This is a genomic window from Shewanella maritima (assembly GCF_004295345.1).
Classification (GTDB): domain Bacteria; phylum Pseudomonadota; class Gammaproteobacteria; order Enterobacterales; family Shewanellaceae; genus Shewanella; species Shewanella maritima.
This window is the reverse complement of record NZ_CP036200.1, coordinates 251,733-267,363: the sequence shown is the minus strand read 5'-3', so window position 1 is coordinate 267,363 and position 15,631 is coordinate 251,733. Positions and strand designations below refer to the sequence as shown.

At 41.4% G+C, this 15,631-nt stretch carries 13 protein-coding genes; 9 read left to right on the top strand and 4 right to left on the bottom strand.

Features of this window, described 5'->3' with window-relative positions; translation table 11 throughout:
- The first annotated feature begins 650 nt into the window (after positions 1-650).
- From EXU30_RS01245 to EXU30_RS20340, 9 genes are all read left to right on the top strand, one after another.
- Complete coding sequence (locus tag EXU30_RS01245; protein ID WP_165398946.1) at positions 651-2,024, top strand: sugar ABC transporter substrate-binding protein; 1,374 nt, start codon at positions 651-653, stop codon at positions 2,022-2,024.
- The gene (locus EXU30_RS01240) at positions 2,021-5,941 is read left to right on the top strand and encodes a response regulator (protein ID WP_130597446.1); all 3,921 of its coding nucleotides are present in this window, start codon (positions 2,021-2,023) and stop codon (positions 5,939-5,941) included. The genes EXU30_RS01245 and EXU30_RS01240 overlap by 4 nt, the downstream gene beginning before the upstream one ends.
- Before the next feature lie 8 nt (positions 5,942-5,949).
- Positions 5,950-6,966: an HD domain-containing phosphohydrolase gene (locus EXU30_RS01235; RefSeq protein ID WP_130597445.1), complete on the top strand. Its 1,017-nt coding sequence runs from the start codon at positions 5,950-5,952 to the stop codon at positions 6,964-6,966.
- Positions 6,967-7,042: 76 nt separating this feature from the next.
- Positions 7,043-8,578 (top strand): ATP-binding response regulator, encoded by a 1,536-nt coding sequence (locus tag EXU30_RS01230; RefSeq protein WP_130597444.1) that lies wholly within the window; start codon positions 7,043-7,045, stop codon positions 8,576-8,578.
- A 115-nt stretch (positions 8,579-8,693) separates the two neighbouring features.
- Positions 8,694-9,503 carry a hypothetical protein gene (locus tag EXU30_RS01225; RefSeq protein ID WP_130597443.1) on the top strand — a complete coding sequence of 270 codons (810 nt, stop codon included), beginning with the start codon at positions 8,694-8,696 and terminating at the stop codon, positions 9,501-9,503.
- A 6-nt stretch (positions 9,504-9,509) separates the two neighbouring features.
- Entirely contained in the window at positions 9,510-10,325 is an 816-nt protein-coding gene (gene rlmA, locus EXU30_RS01220; RefSeq protein WP_130597442.1) for a 23S rRNA (guanine(745)-N(1))-methyltransferase, read from the top strand.
- Between the two features lie 258 nt (positions 10,326-10,583).
- Positions 10,584-10,793 carry a cold-shock protein gene (locus tag EXU30_RS01215; protein ID WP_025009607.1) on the top strand — a complete coding sequence of 70 codons (210 nt, stop codon included), beginning with the start codon at positions 10,584-10,586 and terminating at the stop codon, positions 10,791-10,793.
- A gap of 139 nt (positions 10,794-10,932) precedes the next feature.
- Positions 10,933-11,085 (top strand): hypothetical protein, encoded by a 153-nt coding sequence (locus EXU30_RS20345; protein ID WP_207234091.1) that lies wholly within the window; start codon positions 10,933-10,935, stop codon positions 11,083-11,085.
- 21 nt (positions 11,086-11,106) lie between these two features.
- The gene (locus tag EXU30_RS20340) at positions 11,107-11,388 is read left to right on the top strand and encodes a GNAT family N-acetyltransferase (RefSeq protein ID WP_207234090.1); all 282 of its coding nucleotides are present in this window, start codon (positions 11,107-11,109) and stop codon (positions 11,386-11,388) included.
- Between the two features lie 390 nt (positions 11,389-11,778).
- On the opposite strand, the gene EXU30_RS01205 is transcribed toward EXU30_RS20340, so the two are convergent.
- From EXU30_RS01205 to EXU30_RS01190, 4 genes are all read right to left on the bottom strand, one after another.
- Positions 11,779-12,681 (bottom strand): ABC transporter ATP-binding protein, encoded by a 903-nt coding sequence (locus EXU30_RS01205; RefSeq protein WP_130597441.1) that lies wholly within the window; start codon positions 12,679-12,681, stop codon positions 11,779-11,781.
- Entirely contained in the window at positions 12,678-13,511 is an 834-nt protein-coding gene (locus EXU30_RS01200; RefSeq protein ID WP_130597440.1) for an ABC transporter permease subunit, read from the bottom strand. Before EXU30_RS01200 ends, EXU30_RS01205 begins: the two co-directional genes overlap by 4 nt.
- A 232-nt stretch (positions 13,512-13,743) precedes the next feature.
- Positions 13,744-14,397 (bottom strand): YceH family protein, encoded by a 654-nt coding sequence (locus EXU30_RS01195; protein ID WP_130597439.1) that lies wholly within the window; start codon positions 14,395-14,397, stop codon positions 13,744-13,746.
- A gap of 141 nt (positions 14,398-14,538) precedes the next feature.
- Positions 14,539-15,375, bottom strand: a complete 837-nt coding sequence (locus EXU30_RS01190) for a CvfB family protein (protein WP_130597438.1) — start codon at positions 15,373-15,375, stop codon at positions 14,539-14,541.
- Positions 15,376-15,631 lie beyond the last annotated feature (256 nt).

Below are 15,631 nucleotides of genomic sequence, written 5' to 3'. Positions count from 1 at the left end.
CTTATTGATAGCGGCATTTTTTGTTCTACTTTTGTAGACCAAAGTGTGCTGCTTGATTGCGACTTTCGCTCTTTTACAAGTAATAAATAGCAAAGTATCTATTTTTACCGCTTTATCTTTTTGGTCTTTAGCGAGTTTTTTAATTATCAGCCATAAGCATGTTAACAAATAGGTGAGTGAAAAAAGCAGAGTCTAGATCATCAAGCTTGTAGAGTGTTTGAAAGTTGAATTTGGGAGAAATGTGTACATGGTAGAGTACATATGAAATCGATCTAAAAAATATACCTAATTCAAATCAATGCCTTATATGATTAGGTGACCTAGTCGTGCCCAAAATAGTGGCCTGTGTATCTTGGTCCCTTGACGCATTCATTATTGCTACAGAGTAAGAAGTTGTTTGAAGCCGACTGTCCGAAGAGTCAACGTAAAGCCTCGGCTGATAGTAAACGTTTATTAGCATCAAATCGATATCACAATTGTTTTAGTGTGTTTTTCGATCGCATACCAATAACTTGACTTAAAGCGCAACAGTACACTGTTCCCATTGCAAGCTTTAACTCGTTTGAAAAATATGCTGTTATAACAATCTGTTTACTTTTTCTGTTCGAGTAATCAATCTCATCGAATTTCTTATTAAGGATCGTATGTTGATGTGTAACTCAGAAATCAAAGTATGGCTATTTGGGTTCGCTGCCATCGTTGCAACAGGTTTTGCGCAAGCGCAAGAACAGGTGCGTATGCCTGAAACACAGCAAAGTAATCAAGCAGAGATTAATTGGCAAAAGGTGGTATCACTGCAAGGGAACGAGTTAATTCAGTATGTCGACAGCTTAAAATTATCAGGACAAGCTTCGTTGAATTTTTGGAAGCAGTTACCGCTGAGCCACGCAAATCATCAAGTTGCTCATTTCTATAATAGTCAGGCGTTTCCCATCTATATGCGTCGCTACCCAAGACCGCAAAAAGATGCCATAGAGTTTACGCCCAATATGGGTACGAAAATTATCAGTCCGATTGATGGTAACACTTTGATGCTGCCATTTACTGATTACTATCCAATTGATTCAGGTATTTATGGTGATGCTAAAAAGACCTACAAAATTGGTTTTTCTACTCATGGATTAGAGCACCCGTGGTTAATGAACAGTGCGGCCTCTGCGCAGTGGCAAGCGAACGAGTTGACCAACGTGGAGTTATCGATAGCAGATGCTCAGTTTGATAATCAGGTGCAAGCCAAGCATATCGATACTTGGATTGAACAACAATATGATGGAATTTTGATTTGGCCAATGCAAGAGGCTCCTACTGGGCCTCCTGTAGATAGAGCATATAAAGCGAATATACCTGTTGTATCGATTGACAGGCTAGTGGGCTCAGCAAGAGTAAGTAAACAAATAACAGGTAACTTTGCTGCGAATGGCGCTCAGCAAGCGATGTACCTTGTAGATAGGCTTTATAAAGAGCTTGGAACTGTAAAAGCGAATGTGGTCTTAGTAAGAAAGCCGCTTGGAAGCACGGCCGATGCCATGCGCACTGGGCACTTTTTGAAAGTTTTAAGCTACTTTCCTGAAATCAACATTATAGAAAGTGTTCACAATAACTCTGATCGAGAAGACTCGTTGCAACAAGTCGCAAAAGCGTTAGTTAGCCACTCGATTATTGACGTAGTGTTTTGCACTGGCGCTGAGCAGGCCATGGGCGCTGTGAAAGCAATCGATGATGCTAATCGTTGGAATAGCAGAGCCGGGGGAAACAAGGTGATAGTACTCAGCAATGATGAGCTTCATTCTTCATTAGATGCAATAAAAGAAGGGAAGATCGCAATGGCGGCCCCTTATACTCCCTTTTTAGCGTCTCTTGGGCTTAGAGTACTACTCAAGCATATTGAAACTGGCACCGGACACAAAAACATTACTACACCCGATTTACCCATGATCACCAAGCAAAGGATGAATATCTTTGGTGTAGATACTCTGTCTGCTGAAGATTGGTTGCCATACAGTTATGGAAGTACCAACGAATGAATCTATTGAAATCAACAAGTATCCGAACCCGATTTCTTACTGTTTTGTTAGCGGTGAGTTTACTGCCGGTGAGTACTGTTAGCTTAGTGATCACTGATTACGTGCAACATACCTTGTCAAATAACATATTTAATAAACTTGAATATGTGCGCTCGGCAAAGCACAGCCAGCTTAAACATTACATTAATACGCTGCATGCTAATGTGAGCGTACTTGCGGAAAGCACTACGATTAGTTCTTCGGTTGAAGCGTTTTCTTCAACATTCGACGAGGGAGTAATGGATGAAGTTCAGTATAACTTTTTTGAGTCATTAGAGTATGGGGATGCTTTTAAGAAGTTTCTGGCCGGGTATCAATACTATGATCTGATGCTGGTAAATAATGATGGCAACATCATATACAGTGTTTTGAGAGAGGACGAACTTGGCCAAAATGTTCAATCCGAACGGTTTACGAACACCTTACTACCAGTTGCTTACGCTAAGGGGCGACAAGGAGTGTCAATTACTGATTTTGGTGAGTATTGGCCCTCAGCTGACAAAATTTTGTCCTTTGTATCTGCGCCAATTACCAGTCAATATGGAGAGATACACGGTGTAGTAATCCTTAAAGTCTCAAATGATTATGTGAATGAGGTAATGAAGCAACGCTCTGGCATGGGAGAAACCGGTGAATCTTTATTGATCGGGCCAGACTATACGATGCGATCTGATGCTTATCTTGACCCCGTTAATCGTACAGTGTCAGCATCATTTGCCAATCCTGAGTTAGGGTCAATTAAAACCGAAGGTTCAATTGCAGCTTTGCAAGGAGAGAGTGGTGGCATCATCACCAAAGATTACCGAGGAGTATCCGTTCTATCGACTTACACTCCCATTATGTGGGGCGATATCAACTTTGCTTTACTGGTAGAGATGGATGAGTCCGAGGCATTTCATGCGATTTTGCAAACCAGAAAGATTATCTTTGTCACCGTAATATTTCTTGCTGCTTTGATGGCCATCATCGCGATATTTCTTGCCACTGTACTAACCAGGCCTATTTTGAAATTAACCCATGCATCACAGTCTATCGCTGTAGGGGTACACACCGATGACGTGATTGTAAAACGTGACGATGAACTTGGGACGCTAACCAATAATTTCAATCAAATGAAGCATGCGATTAACCAGCAATTGCAAACTATCCGTACCCAAAAAGCGGCGCTGAACAAGAGCAATGAAGATCTTGAAGCCCAAGTCAAAGCACGCACTGCAGACTTAGAGGAGTCGAAAAAACGTTTTGAGCTTGCAATACATGGTAGTGGTGATGCCGTGTGGGAGTTTGAAGCATCTGGAAAGATGTGGTTTTCGCCTCGATTCTATGAAATTGTCGGTGAAAATATGATTATAACAAGCCGTGAACATTGGCATGAGTTAATCCATCCTGACGATTTTGCACGCACTTATGAGGCGATGAAAGCGCATATATTCCAGCAGCAGGCATTTAATATTGAATTTAGGGTTTATGGCAGCAATAAAAAGCTCATTTGGTTCCAGGCCAGAGCGAAATCACTGCGTGATGAAAACGGAATTGCTGTGCGCACCAGTGGTACCTTGACTGACATTTCATACCGTAAACAAATTGAACATGAACTGGCTGAGACGACAGAAAAAGCCAAGCTTGCAAGTAGAGCTAAAAGTGATTTTCTTGCCAATATGAGCCATGAAATTCGCACACCAATGAATGCCATCATTGGGATGAGTTATCTAGCTTTGCAAACTGAATTGAACTCTAAACAGCAAAATTATATCGAGAAAGTGAATTCGTCGGCAGAGTCACTACTTGGGATTATTAATGACATACTCGATTTTTCTAAAATTGAGGCTGGCAAGCTCAATATTGAACATACCGATTTTAACCTTGACGATATTTTTGACAATCTAGCAAATATTGCGGGGTTAAAAGCGGAAGAGAAAGGATTGGAGTTGATGTTCCAAATTTCTCCACAGGTACCCAAGTATCTGTTGGGAGATCCGCTTCGTCTTAGTCAGATCCTTATAAACCTAACCAATAATGCAGTTAAATTCACTCAACAAGGAGAGGTAGTCGTTAAGGTTGACGCACAAGAAATTGATGAAAATAGCGTGAAGCTATTGTTTTCAGTAAGAGATACAGGCGTTGGGATAAGTCCAGAAATCCAATCACAATTATTTACATCGTTTAGTCAGGCTGATACGTCTACTACGCGCAAGTTTGGTGGTACAGGATTAGGGCTTGCTATTTGCAAAAAGCTGACTGAGCTAATGGACGGCGATATTTGGGTTGATAGCCGTGAAGGTGAGGGCAGCACTTTTCATTTTAACCTTGTGTGTGATTTACAAACTCATATTTTCGAGAAACAGGCGCAGTTCCCAAGTGCTGATCAGAATAAAGCCTTCCATATTCTAGTTGTCGATGACAATAAGTCATCACGTAAAATTCTTCTCGAAATGCTAAGTGTTCATGGTTTCAAAGTTGATGAAGCAATAAGTGGGCTGAAAGCTATTGATATGCTGGTAGCTAGAGATAAAACAACGCCTTATGACCTAGTATTAATGGATTGGAAGATGCCTGAAATGGACGGTATCAAAGCAGCAGAGATCATTCAGACACATCAACAACTCACCCATTATCCAACTGTCATTATGGTTACAGCCTATGGCAAAGAGGAAGCGGCAGAAGCGGCTAGAAACATCAATATTGAAGGATTTTTAACTAAGCCAGTTGTCGAAAATCAGCTTATTGCAGCCATATTATCGTCTCTGGGTATAGCTTATGAAAGTGCTCCTGTGAGCAAGACAAGTAAGCTTACTGATTTTGCTATCAGCAACCTAGAGGGAGCGAAAATACTATTGGTGGAAGACAACGCTGTAAACCAGGAGTTAGCGAAAGAGCTGTTGGTTAGTAGTGATATAGAAGTCACGGTTGCCAACAATGGCCAAGAAGCACTGGATATACTTGAAACTGCAGATTTTGATTGTGTGTTGATGGATTGCCAAATGCCAGTGATGGATGGTTATGAGGCGACTAAAGCAATAAGACAACAGAAAAAATTTAATAAGTTACCTATTATTGCGATGACGGCCAATGCAATGGTTGGTGACAGAGAAAAAGTGATCGCATGCGGGATGAATGATCATGTTCCCAAACCAATAAGAGTAAAGGAGTTATTTTCAACGCTCAGTAAATGGATTTTGCGAAGCCCAGTCGTCGATTCACTGACTAAATTCAAACAGTTTGAAGTTAGCCCTGAATTACTCGAGCTAGTACCAAAGCTCCCAGGTGTTGATAAAACCCTAGGGCTTAACATTTGCCAAAACAACGTTGACCTCTATTTAAAACTGCTGAAAATTTTTCACGATAATGAGCAGCATTTTACTGAAAACTTTACCCAACTCATGTTGGCCGAAGATAAGCAGTCTGCCTGTCGAATGGCACATTCATTAAAAGGTGCCGCTGGAAATATAGGCGCAACTCATATTCAACAAGCTGCTGCCAAATTGGAGTTAGCTTGTCACGAAAACAAGTCATTAGAAGAGTTGTCCAGTGAGCTAGATCTGGTGACATCTTCAATGGCCGCCACAATTGCTGACATGTCAAAAATTGATTTTGAATATTTATTGGGAGCAATCAATCAGGCATCTGAGCAATCTGATATTACGCAAGTAGAAAATCTGACCGAAGAGGTCGCTAAGCTTAAGCAGTTACTTGAAACATTTAGTACTGATGCTTTGAGTCACTTTGAGTTGATACGAGGTGCGTTAGAGGACGCTGCTGGTCGTAAAACAGTTGCAAAACTACATCGCATGATTGATGGGTTTGAATTTGAACGTGCAGTTGAGCATGTAGATCAACTCGCAACTAAGCTAGCTGAAAAAACTAGACACGAACTTTAAGGGAACAGATGACAAAGCACACCATTCTGATAGTTGATGACGTAGCGGACAATATTCATTTGTTAACTGATGTGCTCGGTGACGAGTACACCATAAAAGCGTCGTTAAACGGTACGACTGCGCTGAAAATATGCCAGCAACCAAGCAAACCCGACTTAATCTTGCTCGATGTGATGATGCCAGAGGTCGATGGTCATGAAGTTTGTCGCAAGCTTAAAGCTGACCCCACCACAAAATCAATTCCGATTATTTTCATCACAGCCAATAGCGAAGTATCTGATGAAACACTCGGTCTGTCATTAGGGGCGGTTGATTATATTACCAAGCCTATCAGTCCAGCGATTGTAAAAAGTCGGGTCAGAACCCACTTGGCTTTGTACGATCAAACAAGGGTACTGAATAAAAAGGTTTTAGAGCGCACTAAAGCGTTAACACAAACTCAAACCAAGATCATTGAGCGTCTAGGTAAGGCTGCTGAATACAAAGATAATGAAACGGGAATGCATGTCATTAGGATGAGTCATTATGCGCATATTCTTGCAATAGCGAGTGGCATGGATGCACTTGAAGCTGATTTACTTAAACAAGCCGCACCTATGCATGACATTGGCAAAATAGGCATACCAGATCATATTTTATGTAAACCAGGACGGCTGACAGATGATGAAAGAGTTGAGATGCAAAAACACGCCGAGATTGGCGCCGACATTATCGGCGATGACGATTCCGAATTACTTAAACTTGCTAAAACGGTGGCAATCAGCCATCACGAAAAATGGGACGGAAGTGGTTACCCAAATGGGTTGTCGGGTAATGATATTCCACTGTGCGCACGAATAGTCGCTATTGCTGATGTGTTTGATGCGCTGACCTCTGAACGTCCTTATAAAAAGCCATGGTCAATTGAACAGGCTACTGTGTTTTTACAAGAGCAATCTGGCAAGCACTTTGACCCTTATCTTGTACCATTGTTTTTGAACAACCTTGAAGAGGTGATTGCAATTAAGTCTACCTTTAAAGATTAGCCAAGAGTTGCAGATCTCTCGCGAGCGTATGTGATAGAGAGGTTAGGATTATCGTCAGCCCTAAGGAAGTCAATTAATGATGCTGGAAAACGCAAGTTCGACCTCAGTGCTCGTTGTAGAAGACATCGACAACATGAGGCTTACCATTGTTAAGATGCTATTAACACTAGGCTTTTCAAAGGTATTTCAAGCAAAGAATGGTATTGAAGCGCTCGAAAAACTAAATGAACATGATATTAAGCTAGTTGTTTCGGATATTGGCATGCCGCAAATGGACGGCATGACTATGTTGACACATATTAGAAAAAATAGAGACTGGGACTCACTTCCAATTGTCATCATTTCGAGCGTGGTAGAGCAGTCTATCGTAACTAATGCGATAAAGCTGGGTGTATCGCAATACATCGTCAAACCGTTTTCGCAACACATATTGCTTGATCATATTCATAAAGCCCTTGCAAACCCTGTTGTTTTTGATTCTTCGGTTGAGCCTGAAACTGCAAATGAACCAGTTTCCGTAGTCAACAACGAGCCCGAAAAACTGTCTATATTAATTGTCGATGATGTACCCGAAAATATTCATGTCATTGCGAATACGTTAAAAGGTGATTACCAGTTAAGGGCGGCCACTTCAGGTAAGAAAGCACTAGAGGTTTGTTTGTCAAACAATCCACCAGATTTGATTTTACTCGATATTATGATGCCGGAAATGGATGGCTTACAGGTAATGGAGAAGATTAATCAACATAGCCAGTTATCTCATATTAAGGTGATATTTTTAAGTGCGCTCTCAGAGAATGAAAATATAGTACAAGGCTTTGAGTTAGGGGCTGTTGACTACATAACCAAACCAATCGTACCTACCGTATTAAAAGCCCGCCTTTTGACTCATTCCAATATTATTAGGGCTCAAAAAGCCAGCACAGCTCAGATCCGCTCGATGATGGAAAGCCTAAAAGTTCGCAATGATTTTGAGCGCATCATGCAACACGATTTGAAAAACCAATTGCAAGTTATTAATTCTACAACCAACAGCATTCGCAAGAATATTAAAAGACCTGATGTGGTTACCTATATGCTAAATGCTGTTGAAAACGGCACTTTGATGATAAATCAGATCATTGACAATATGGTCATGATCAACCGTATAGAAGAGGGGCAGTATCAATTCAAGCCTCGCAAAATTTTCGTCGCTGAGATAATCGACACCGCGATTGACGTTAACACGGTTACAGTAAAAGAAAAACGCCTCGAAGTTGAATCACATGTATCTTCTGAGATCTGTGTGATGGGAGAAACCCCACTGATGGCATCTATTATTAATAACTTGCTGCAAAATGCCATGCAGGCAGCGCCTAATGGCTCAGCTGTAATGATACGTGCCAATACTGACAGTGATACAACTAGGATTGAAATTCATAATGTAGGCGTGATCCCTAATAGCATTCGCGATACGTTTTTTGAGAAGTATACAACCTATGGCAAAGCTTCTGGCACGGGTATGGGAACGTATGCGGTTAAGTTGATGGTTGAAATTCAGCAAGGACAAGTGAGTTTTACTTCTAGTGTTGATGAAGGTACGACCCTAATTGTAGAGCTTCAGGCGGGTTAGCGGTATACCAAGCTCTCTTGCTAGATACTTAGCTATTACTCGCATTTTCTTAGAATTAGTCGTGACGCAGATACCAATGCAGGCTACAATCAGTCGGCATTACTAAGGTAACTTCATGAATCGACACGTTTATAATTTGCCTCACTTAGTTGAGTTTCACCATCACAGTCGGGTGCTCGTGCGCCTTGAGGATGAAGTTAGTGATCTGGCTTTACTTGGGCATTTGGCCAATCCGCTGGCAGAAATTGTTGTAAATCAGTGTCAGCCATTACAAGCACGGTTTATCATAAAGCAGGCGCCATTCATTTGTATTGAGCTGCAAGAGTGGCAACAAGCTACGATAAATGAGTGCTCATCAGTTTCACGTTCGTTAGGCCAAGGTTTTCGCTTGTTTTTAAAACTTGGGCACGATCCAAGGCAATGCATTGAAGAGTTACGTGAGGGCGTAATAATTTATGTCGAGCTAGGTGACAGTGTCAGGATTTCACTTGCGAATAATAGCCGCTTTGAGTTACTTGAGTTTGAGCAAGACTTTAGGCAGCTTAAGTTACCTGAGTCATTGATCAAAGCTCAGTCTATTGTGGAGCGTGAGTTTACTCGAGAAGAGTCAACGGGCAGCCTTGCACTGCAAATTACTGAGCTTGAACAGGTGCGCGCTGAAATTAGTCAGTTACTCAAGAGCGATGCGACCAAGATAAACCATAGCTTAAGCAAAGAGCTAATGAAGTACGATCATCTGCTGCACAGCAAGCGTCAATGGTTGTTTCGCAGTTATCAACAAACCTTAGACCGCCCAAATTTGAATACCTCTGCTAATCAACCAAATCTTGAAGTTGAGAAGCTACAACATAAACTTGATTGTTTTAACTTACTCGCACCAAAAAGTGTGGTTGAAATGGTTGATAAGCTCGCCGAAGAGTCGTAAATCCCTATGTCATATATTTGTCCTTTATGCGCAAGCCCGTTGAGCCTTGCAGGTCGCAGCTGGGGCTGTGAAAACGGTCACCAGTTTGATAAAGCCAAAGAAGGCTACGTAAATCTGCTGCCAGTACAAAAAAAGAAAACCAAAGATCCCGGTGACAGCAAAGAGATGATGCAAGCCCGCCGCAGTTTTCTTGAGCAAGGCTTTTATCAAGCTCTGAGCGATAAAGTAAATCAGTTAGCCAGTAGCTATATTGACGATGATGCCTGCATTTTAGATATTGGCTGCGGTGAGGGGTATTACACCAGTCGACTAGCTCACAGTTTGGCTGGTGAACATGTTTTTTATGGCCTCGACATTTCAAAAGCGGCGGTGCGCTATGCGGCAAAACGTTACAGTGAAATTAATTTCAGCGTAGCCAGCGTGTTTGAAATGCCATTTGCCGATAACAGCTTTGATTTAGCCATTCGTATTTATGCGCCATCAAAGCCTGAAGAACTGCAACGTGTGATTAAGCCTGGTGGGATTTTAATCGCGGTTTCACCCGGCCCTAAACACCATTATGCAATTAAGCAGATTATTTACGATACACCAAAGCTTCACCCTCAAGATAAGATCCAAATCGCTGGATTTGACCATATAGCCGAACACCAGGTGTGCTATGAGTTAGATTTGACGGATAAAGCGGATATTGAGAATTTGCTTAATATGACACCTTATGCCTGGAAATTGTCGGATTTTCAAAAGGCTAGGTTAGCCAAGCAAGGACTAAAATGTGAATTAGACTTTAAGATTGAGATCTACCAGCGTCCGTTGCAAAGTTAACAAAACTGATGCAAGTTTATGCGATTATTTTGCTGGTTAAACAGAGGTACAAAACCCGGTAAAAAAACTTTATTGATAAAGGGTTATGTTTGTTGACTTATAACGTGGATGGGTTATAGTCATCTTGGCTTGAAGGTTGGGCTTATAGTTATGTGTTTCAATACGACCAGTTTCGTCCTGTAACATAAGTAATAGTAAACCGGCATTTTCAGCTTTATCGCCGTTAAGGCTTATTAATATATTTACAGGATTTATATCATGTCTCAAGTAACTGGTGTAGTTAAGTGGTTCAACTCTGACAAAGGTTTTGGTTTCATCGAGCAAGAGTCTGGTCCAGACGTATTTGTTCACTTCCGTGCAATCAACTCTGACGGTTTTAAGACTCTTGACGAAGGTCAAAAAGTTTCTTTCACTGTTACTCAAGGTCAAAAAGGCCCACAAGCTGAAAACGTATCAGTTATCGGTTAATTGATACTCTATTAGAAACATTATTGGTTTCTGATAAGTAACAAAGAATCTTTAAAAGCCGTGGTTTTATACCACGGCTTTTTTCTTGCCTGTGTCCCGACCTAAAGTGTGAGTTTCACAACTCGAGTTACGATAAAAAATGAAATTAGTACGAGTTACCAATGATAATCTACGCGAAGTCATTAACTTAAAGTTGGATGAGGCACAAAGAGGTTTCGTGTCTGAAAATGTTTACTCGATGGCGCAAGCAGCGGTGAATCCGAATTATCAACCAAGAGCGGCAATTGCTTAAGGTAGGGTGGTGGGCTTCATTATGTATAGCGAATGGCTAAACGCTGAATGGGCAACAGATCCACGACCCAATGAGTACTATATATTTCGCGTAATGACAGATAAAGATTGCCAAGGTAAAGGATATGGCCGCCTAATGATGAACACGGCATTAGAAGAAATTCGAGCAAGAGAGCCTAAAGCAATCCATATTGGTTATAGTGCGGATAATGACCTAGCAAGAAACTTTTACCAAAGCCTTGGTTTTGTGGAGTATGGACGTTTTGATTGGGGCGATATAGCTGCCAAAATTGAATTCAAATAGTGTTCGTGGTAAATCGAGTAAGCTTGGACAAGTTCGCAAGTAACAAAAGCGTTTAAGATGGAATCTTAGCACTCAGTACTCAGCATTTAGCATTTAGCATTTAGCATTTAGCATTTAGCATTTAGCATTTAGCATTTTAAGTTTGACTGTGGTTTTTATCACTTTACAGGGCACTTAAATACTTTCAGCGATTGGCGCTAGCAGCGCACGTGAGTATTCCAGGCTAGATGCGTAAACCACATTTGGTATTTCGTTATAGCAAGGCCATTTGTGTTTACTTCAGACAATAAAAAACCGACCTGAAGCGGCCGGTTTTAACTTGTTAGCTAATAGAGGTTGTCATCAACCTCAACCATAGCTTTTATCAACAACAGCTCTTATCAACAAAAGCTATTTGGCAAATAGCGTGTCCTCTAAGGTTCTACCCGCCAGCATTGACTTATATTGCAATCTGTTAGACTCAAATAATTCCAGCAAAGTCCGTTCGATGTAGAAAGGTGATGACTTGCTGTATTCTATCACCAGCTGTTGTTCGGACGTTTGTTTTACTTCAATGACCGAATCTATTCTAGTAATTGATTCAATTAGCTCAGATTCAAGGTTATTAGTCAGTGTAACAGTTAAGTACTCACTGCTTTGTGTTGAATGAATCGACACTGACTGTTGCAACTGACCATTTTCAAGATACAACACCTTGTCACAAAGCTTCTCTAATTCTTCAAGGTTGTGTGAGCTGATCATAAAGGTGGTGTTGGCAGATTGCTGCTTTACGATCTCTCTCACTTTTCTTGCATTGGCAGGATCAAGCCCTGCTGTCGGCTCATCAAGCAACACCAGTTTCGGCGAGCCGATTAAGGCCTGGGCAATGGCAACACGCTTAGTCATACCATGGCTTAAACTTAAAGGCTTAAGCTTGGCAGATTGCGCCATATCAACCAGCTCTAACACGCGCTTTACTTCTTGTTTGGCTTGCTTACTCGACATGCCTTGCAGACGGGCGAAAAAGGCGAGCTGTGTTTCTACGGTAAAATTAGGGTCTAACGCGGCATCTTGAGGTAGGGCTGACACCTGATTATGTAAACTAGCACTGCCGGGTTTGTGCCCTAAAATGCTTACTTCACCACTTGAGGGCAATATGTAACCGCAAAGCAGACTAAACAATGTTGTTTTACCTGCGCCATTAGGCCCAACAAGTGCAATTGGCTCGCCTGAATCTAACGTTAGCGATACCGAGTTAAGTGCTAACTTGTCACCGTATTTTTTAGATAGGTTATTGCATTCAATTAGCTTCATATTTTGCTCCTATTCATAATTGAGTGACCAAGGAGCAAAAAGCATACGGTTTGGATAAGTGGGATTGGCGCATAAATGAGTGCGTTTATACCAAGCGAGTTAATCATGCTTGAGATCTGGGAACCAGGTAAAACCCAATGCAGGAACTCTAATGCAGGATATTGCATGTTAATAATCGATATCACCATAGAGGCAATGACCCAAAGCACAATGGCAAAAATACTGGCTTGTCTAGCGGTTTTTGCAATAAGCGAGAACACTGCCATTAGCGCTACATAAGGCATGATAACCACAATAAGGTTAAGCAAAATGATTAATGCACTACTAAGGGACGGCAGCAATAGGCTGGCGTCGCGAATAAGCACAAGTAACAACGTCGCGACTAAAGTAACGCATATCAACAGCGCTTGAATTGCCATTTGACCAATAAAACGGCCGAAGAATAGCTGGCTTCTGGATACTCGCAGAGTTAAAAACCTGAAAGTGCCTCGCTGCTTATCAGAGCAAAACTGATCCGCGCAAATAAACAAGCTAAATAATGGAAACAGATATAATGAGATACACCAAAGCACGGCATATTCAGGTACAGGTGCATCAAATAAGGTGTCGAATGCGCCAGGCCCGTATAGGCCGACAACAAACTCTTTAAACATTGGGTTAACTAAAAAGTCTGCAGCGCTTTGCACTGGATAAAGCAGAATTAATGCCCAGATCAGTACATAAGCGAGCAGGGCAATCATGCCGCCCGGATTAATAAAGCGTTTTGTCACTTCAAATTGGCTTATCATGCCAATTTGCCTCATCGCTGAGGGAGCTGTGGTGCTGGTCATTAGATTCTTCCTTAAAATATTACATAATTAACCTGAACACAGGATAATAAATAGGTTTCTATCGCCTATTTTTGCCTATCTTTTAGTAACAAAGAGGGCGTTAAAGCTACTTCCAATAGGCTAGCTATTGACGCGTAGCTTCGCCTTGAACTAAACAAAACTATCTCGATAGAAACACTAAGCTAGGCATTGAACCGTTCTAGAGTGCTATTGACACTTCCTTATCCCGAGCTCAGGTTAGTAGTCCTTCAAGCTCTTCAATACGTTTAGTTAGTTCATCAACTTTGGCTTCGAGTTGCTCAATACGTGTATTTTGCGCCGCTTTGTCAGTCACGTCCTGACTAACACTGACTTGATCGCCGCTTGCCATGATTTGCTCGGCATCGTATTCAGAAAATAGCTGCTGATATTGATGATCACGTCTGTTTGCTTGCTTAGGCAGTTGCGCCACTACTGGCGTTTCTAATTGTGATAAGGCAACCAGCACTGATTCAACATGTGAAGCATCATCAAAGTTGTACATGCGTTGACAGCGGGTTTTTAGCTCGCCCGGAGTCTGTGGTCCTCTGAGCATGAGCACCGTTAGCACGGCAACTTGTTCTGGTTTGAATTGGTTTTCGCTAAATTCGGTATTACAAAAGCGGTGTTTATATTTAACGACTCTTGAGCCGAAGCCCGATTGCTCACTGATAAGCCTGAGCTTATTAAGCGACTCAATGGTTTCACTAACTTGCTGCTCAGATAACGACATCACTGGCTCGCGGCTGCTTTTTTGATTACAGGCAAGTGTCAGTGCATTAAGAGAGAGAGGGTATTGATCTGGTGTGGTAATTTCTTTTTCGAGTAAACAGCCAATGACTCGAGTTTGCTGTGGGTTAAGTTGCATAAACGCCCCAAAATAAAAAGCCTGCTTCTGTTATAACAGAGGCAGGCTTTGAAGCAAAGGCAAACAAATGTAAGTACTTATATTAAAATGATAACTGAGACTAATCTGTACACTTTGCGTAAGGGGCTAACTACCAACTCCCTAGCTACCAGTTAAATGGATGCCATCTGTCTCAATGGTGATTTTCTGTGCTTTGAACAGGCCGCCGATGGATTTCTTAAAGGCTTTCTTACTCATTCCAAGCTGATCGTAAATCACGTTGGCATCGGTTTTATCATTAAGCGGTAAAAAACCATTGGCTTTGTTTAGCCTAGATAAAATCAGCATAGCGTGTTTATCAAGCTCAGCTTTACCACCTTGTTGCAGTACTAAATCGATTTTGCCGTCGCTACGTACTTGCTTAATGTAACCAGTAATTGATTGACCGAACCTTAGTTTCTTGAACACTTCATTTTTGTAAATTACGCCCCAGTGACTATTGTTGATGATCGCTTTATAACCAAGGTCAGTTTGGCCGCCAATAATCAGTGAAACTTGTTCACCTTTACGGTATTTAGGTTCAGTTTTATCAAGAAACTTATCTACTTTGGCTGAGGCAACGATACGCTCATCGACATGATTGATGTGCACGTACACTAAATACGAGAAGCCTTCTTCAACCGGGCGCTTTTGCTCACCGAAAGGGAGAAACAAATCTTTCTCTAACCCCCAGTCTAGAAATGCACCGACTTTATTGGTCGCGACGGCTTTAAGAAAAGCAAATTCACCTACTTGGGCTTTAGGCTTTTGAGTAGTAGCGATCACCACGTCTTCGGAATCAAGGTATAAAAATACCTCAATTTTATCGCCAACTTGACTGTCTGCAGGGACATATTTTTTAGGTAGTAATACCTGACCTAATTCAAGGGCATTAAGGTACACACCAAAGCTTACTTCTTTGACGATTTCGAGTGAGTAGTGGTTGCCAATATCTATCATCTTACGCTCAATGTTGGAGGTTTTTATAACTGCGGCAATTATACACGGCTTTTTATCTTTGATAGTGCTTAACTTAAAAAATGCCAAAATATCCACTATAAATTAACCAATGTAAGCACCGCGCAAAATAAAGGTAGCCTTTTGAATGTTTTTGCTTGCTTATTGGTAGGTTAGCGAGTTAAATTCTCGCGCTTTTTGTTGATACGGCGCTCGTAAAGCATTGGATAAGTATATAGGTTTAAGTGACAAGACTATC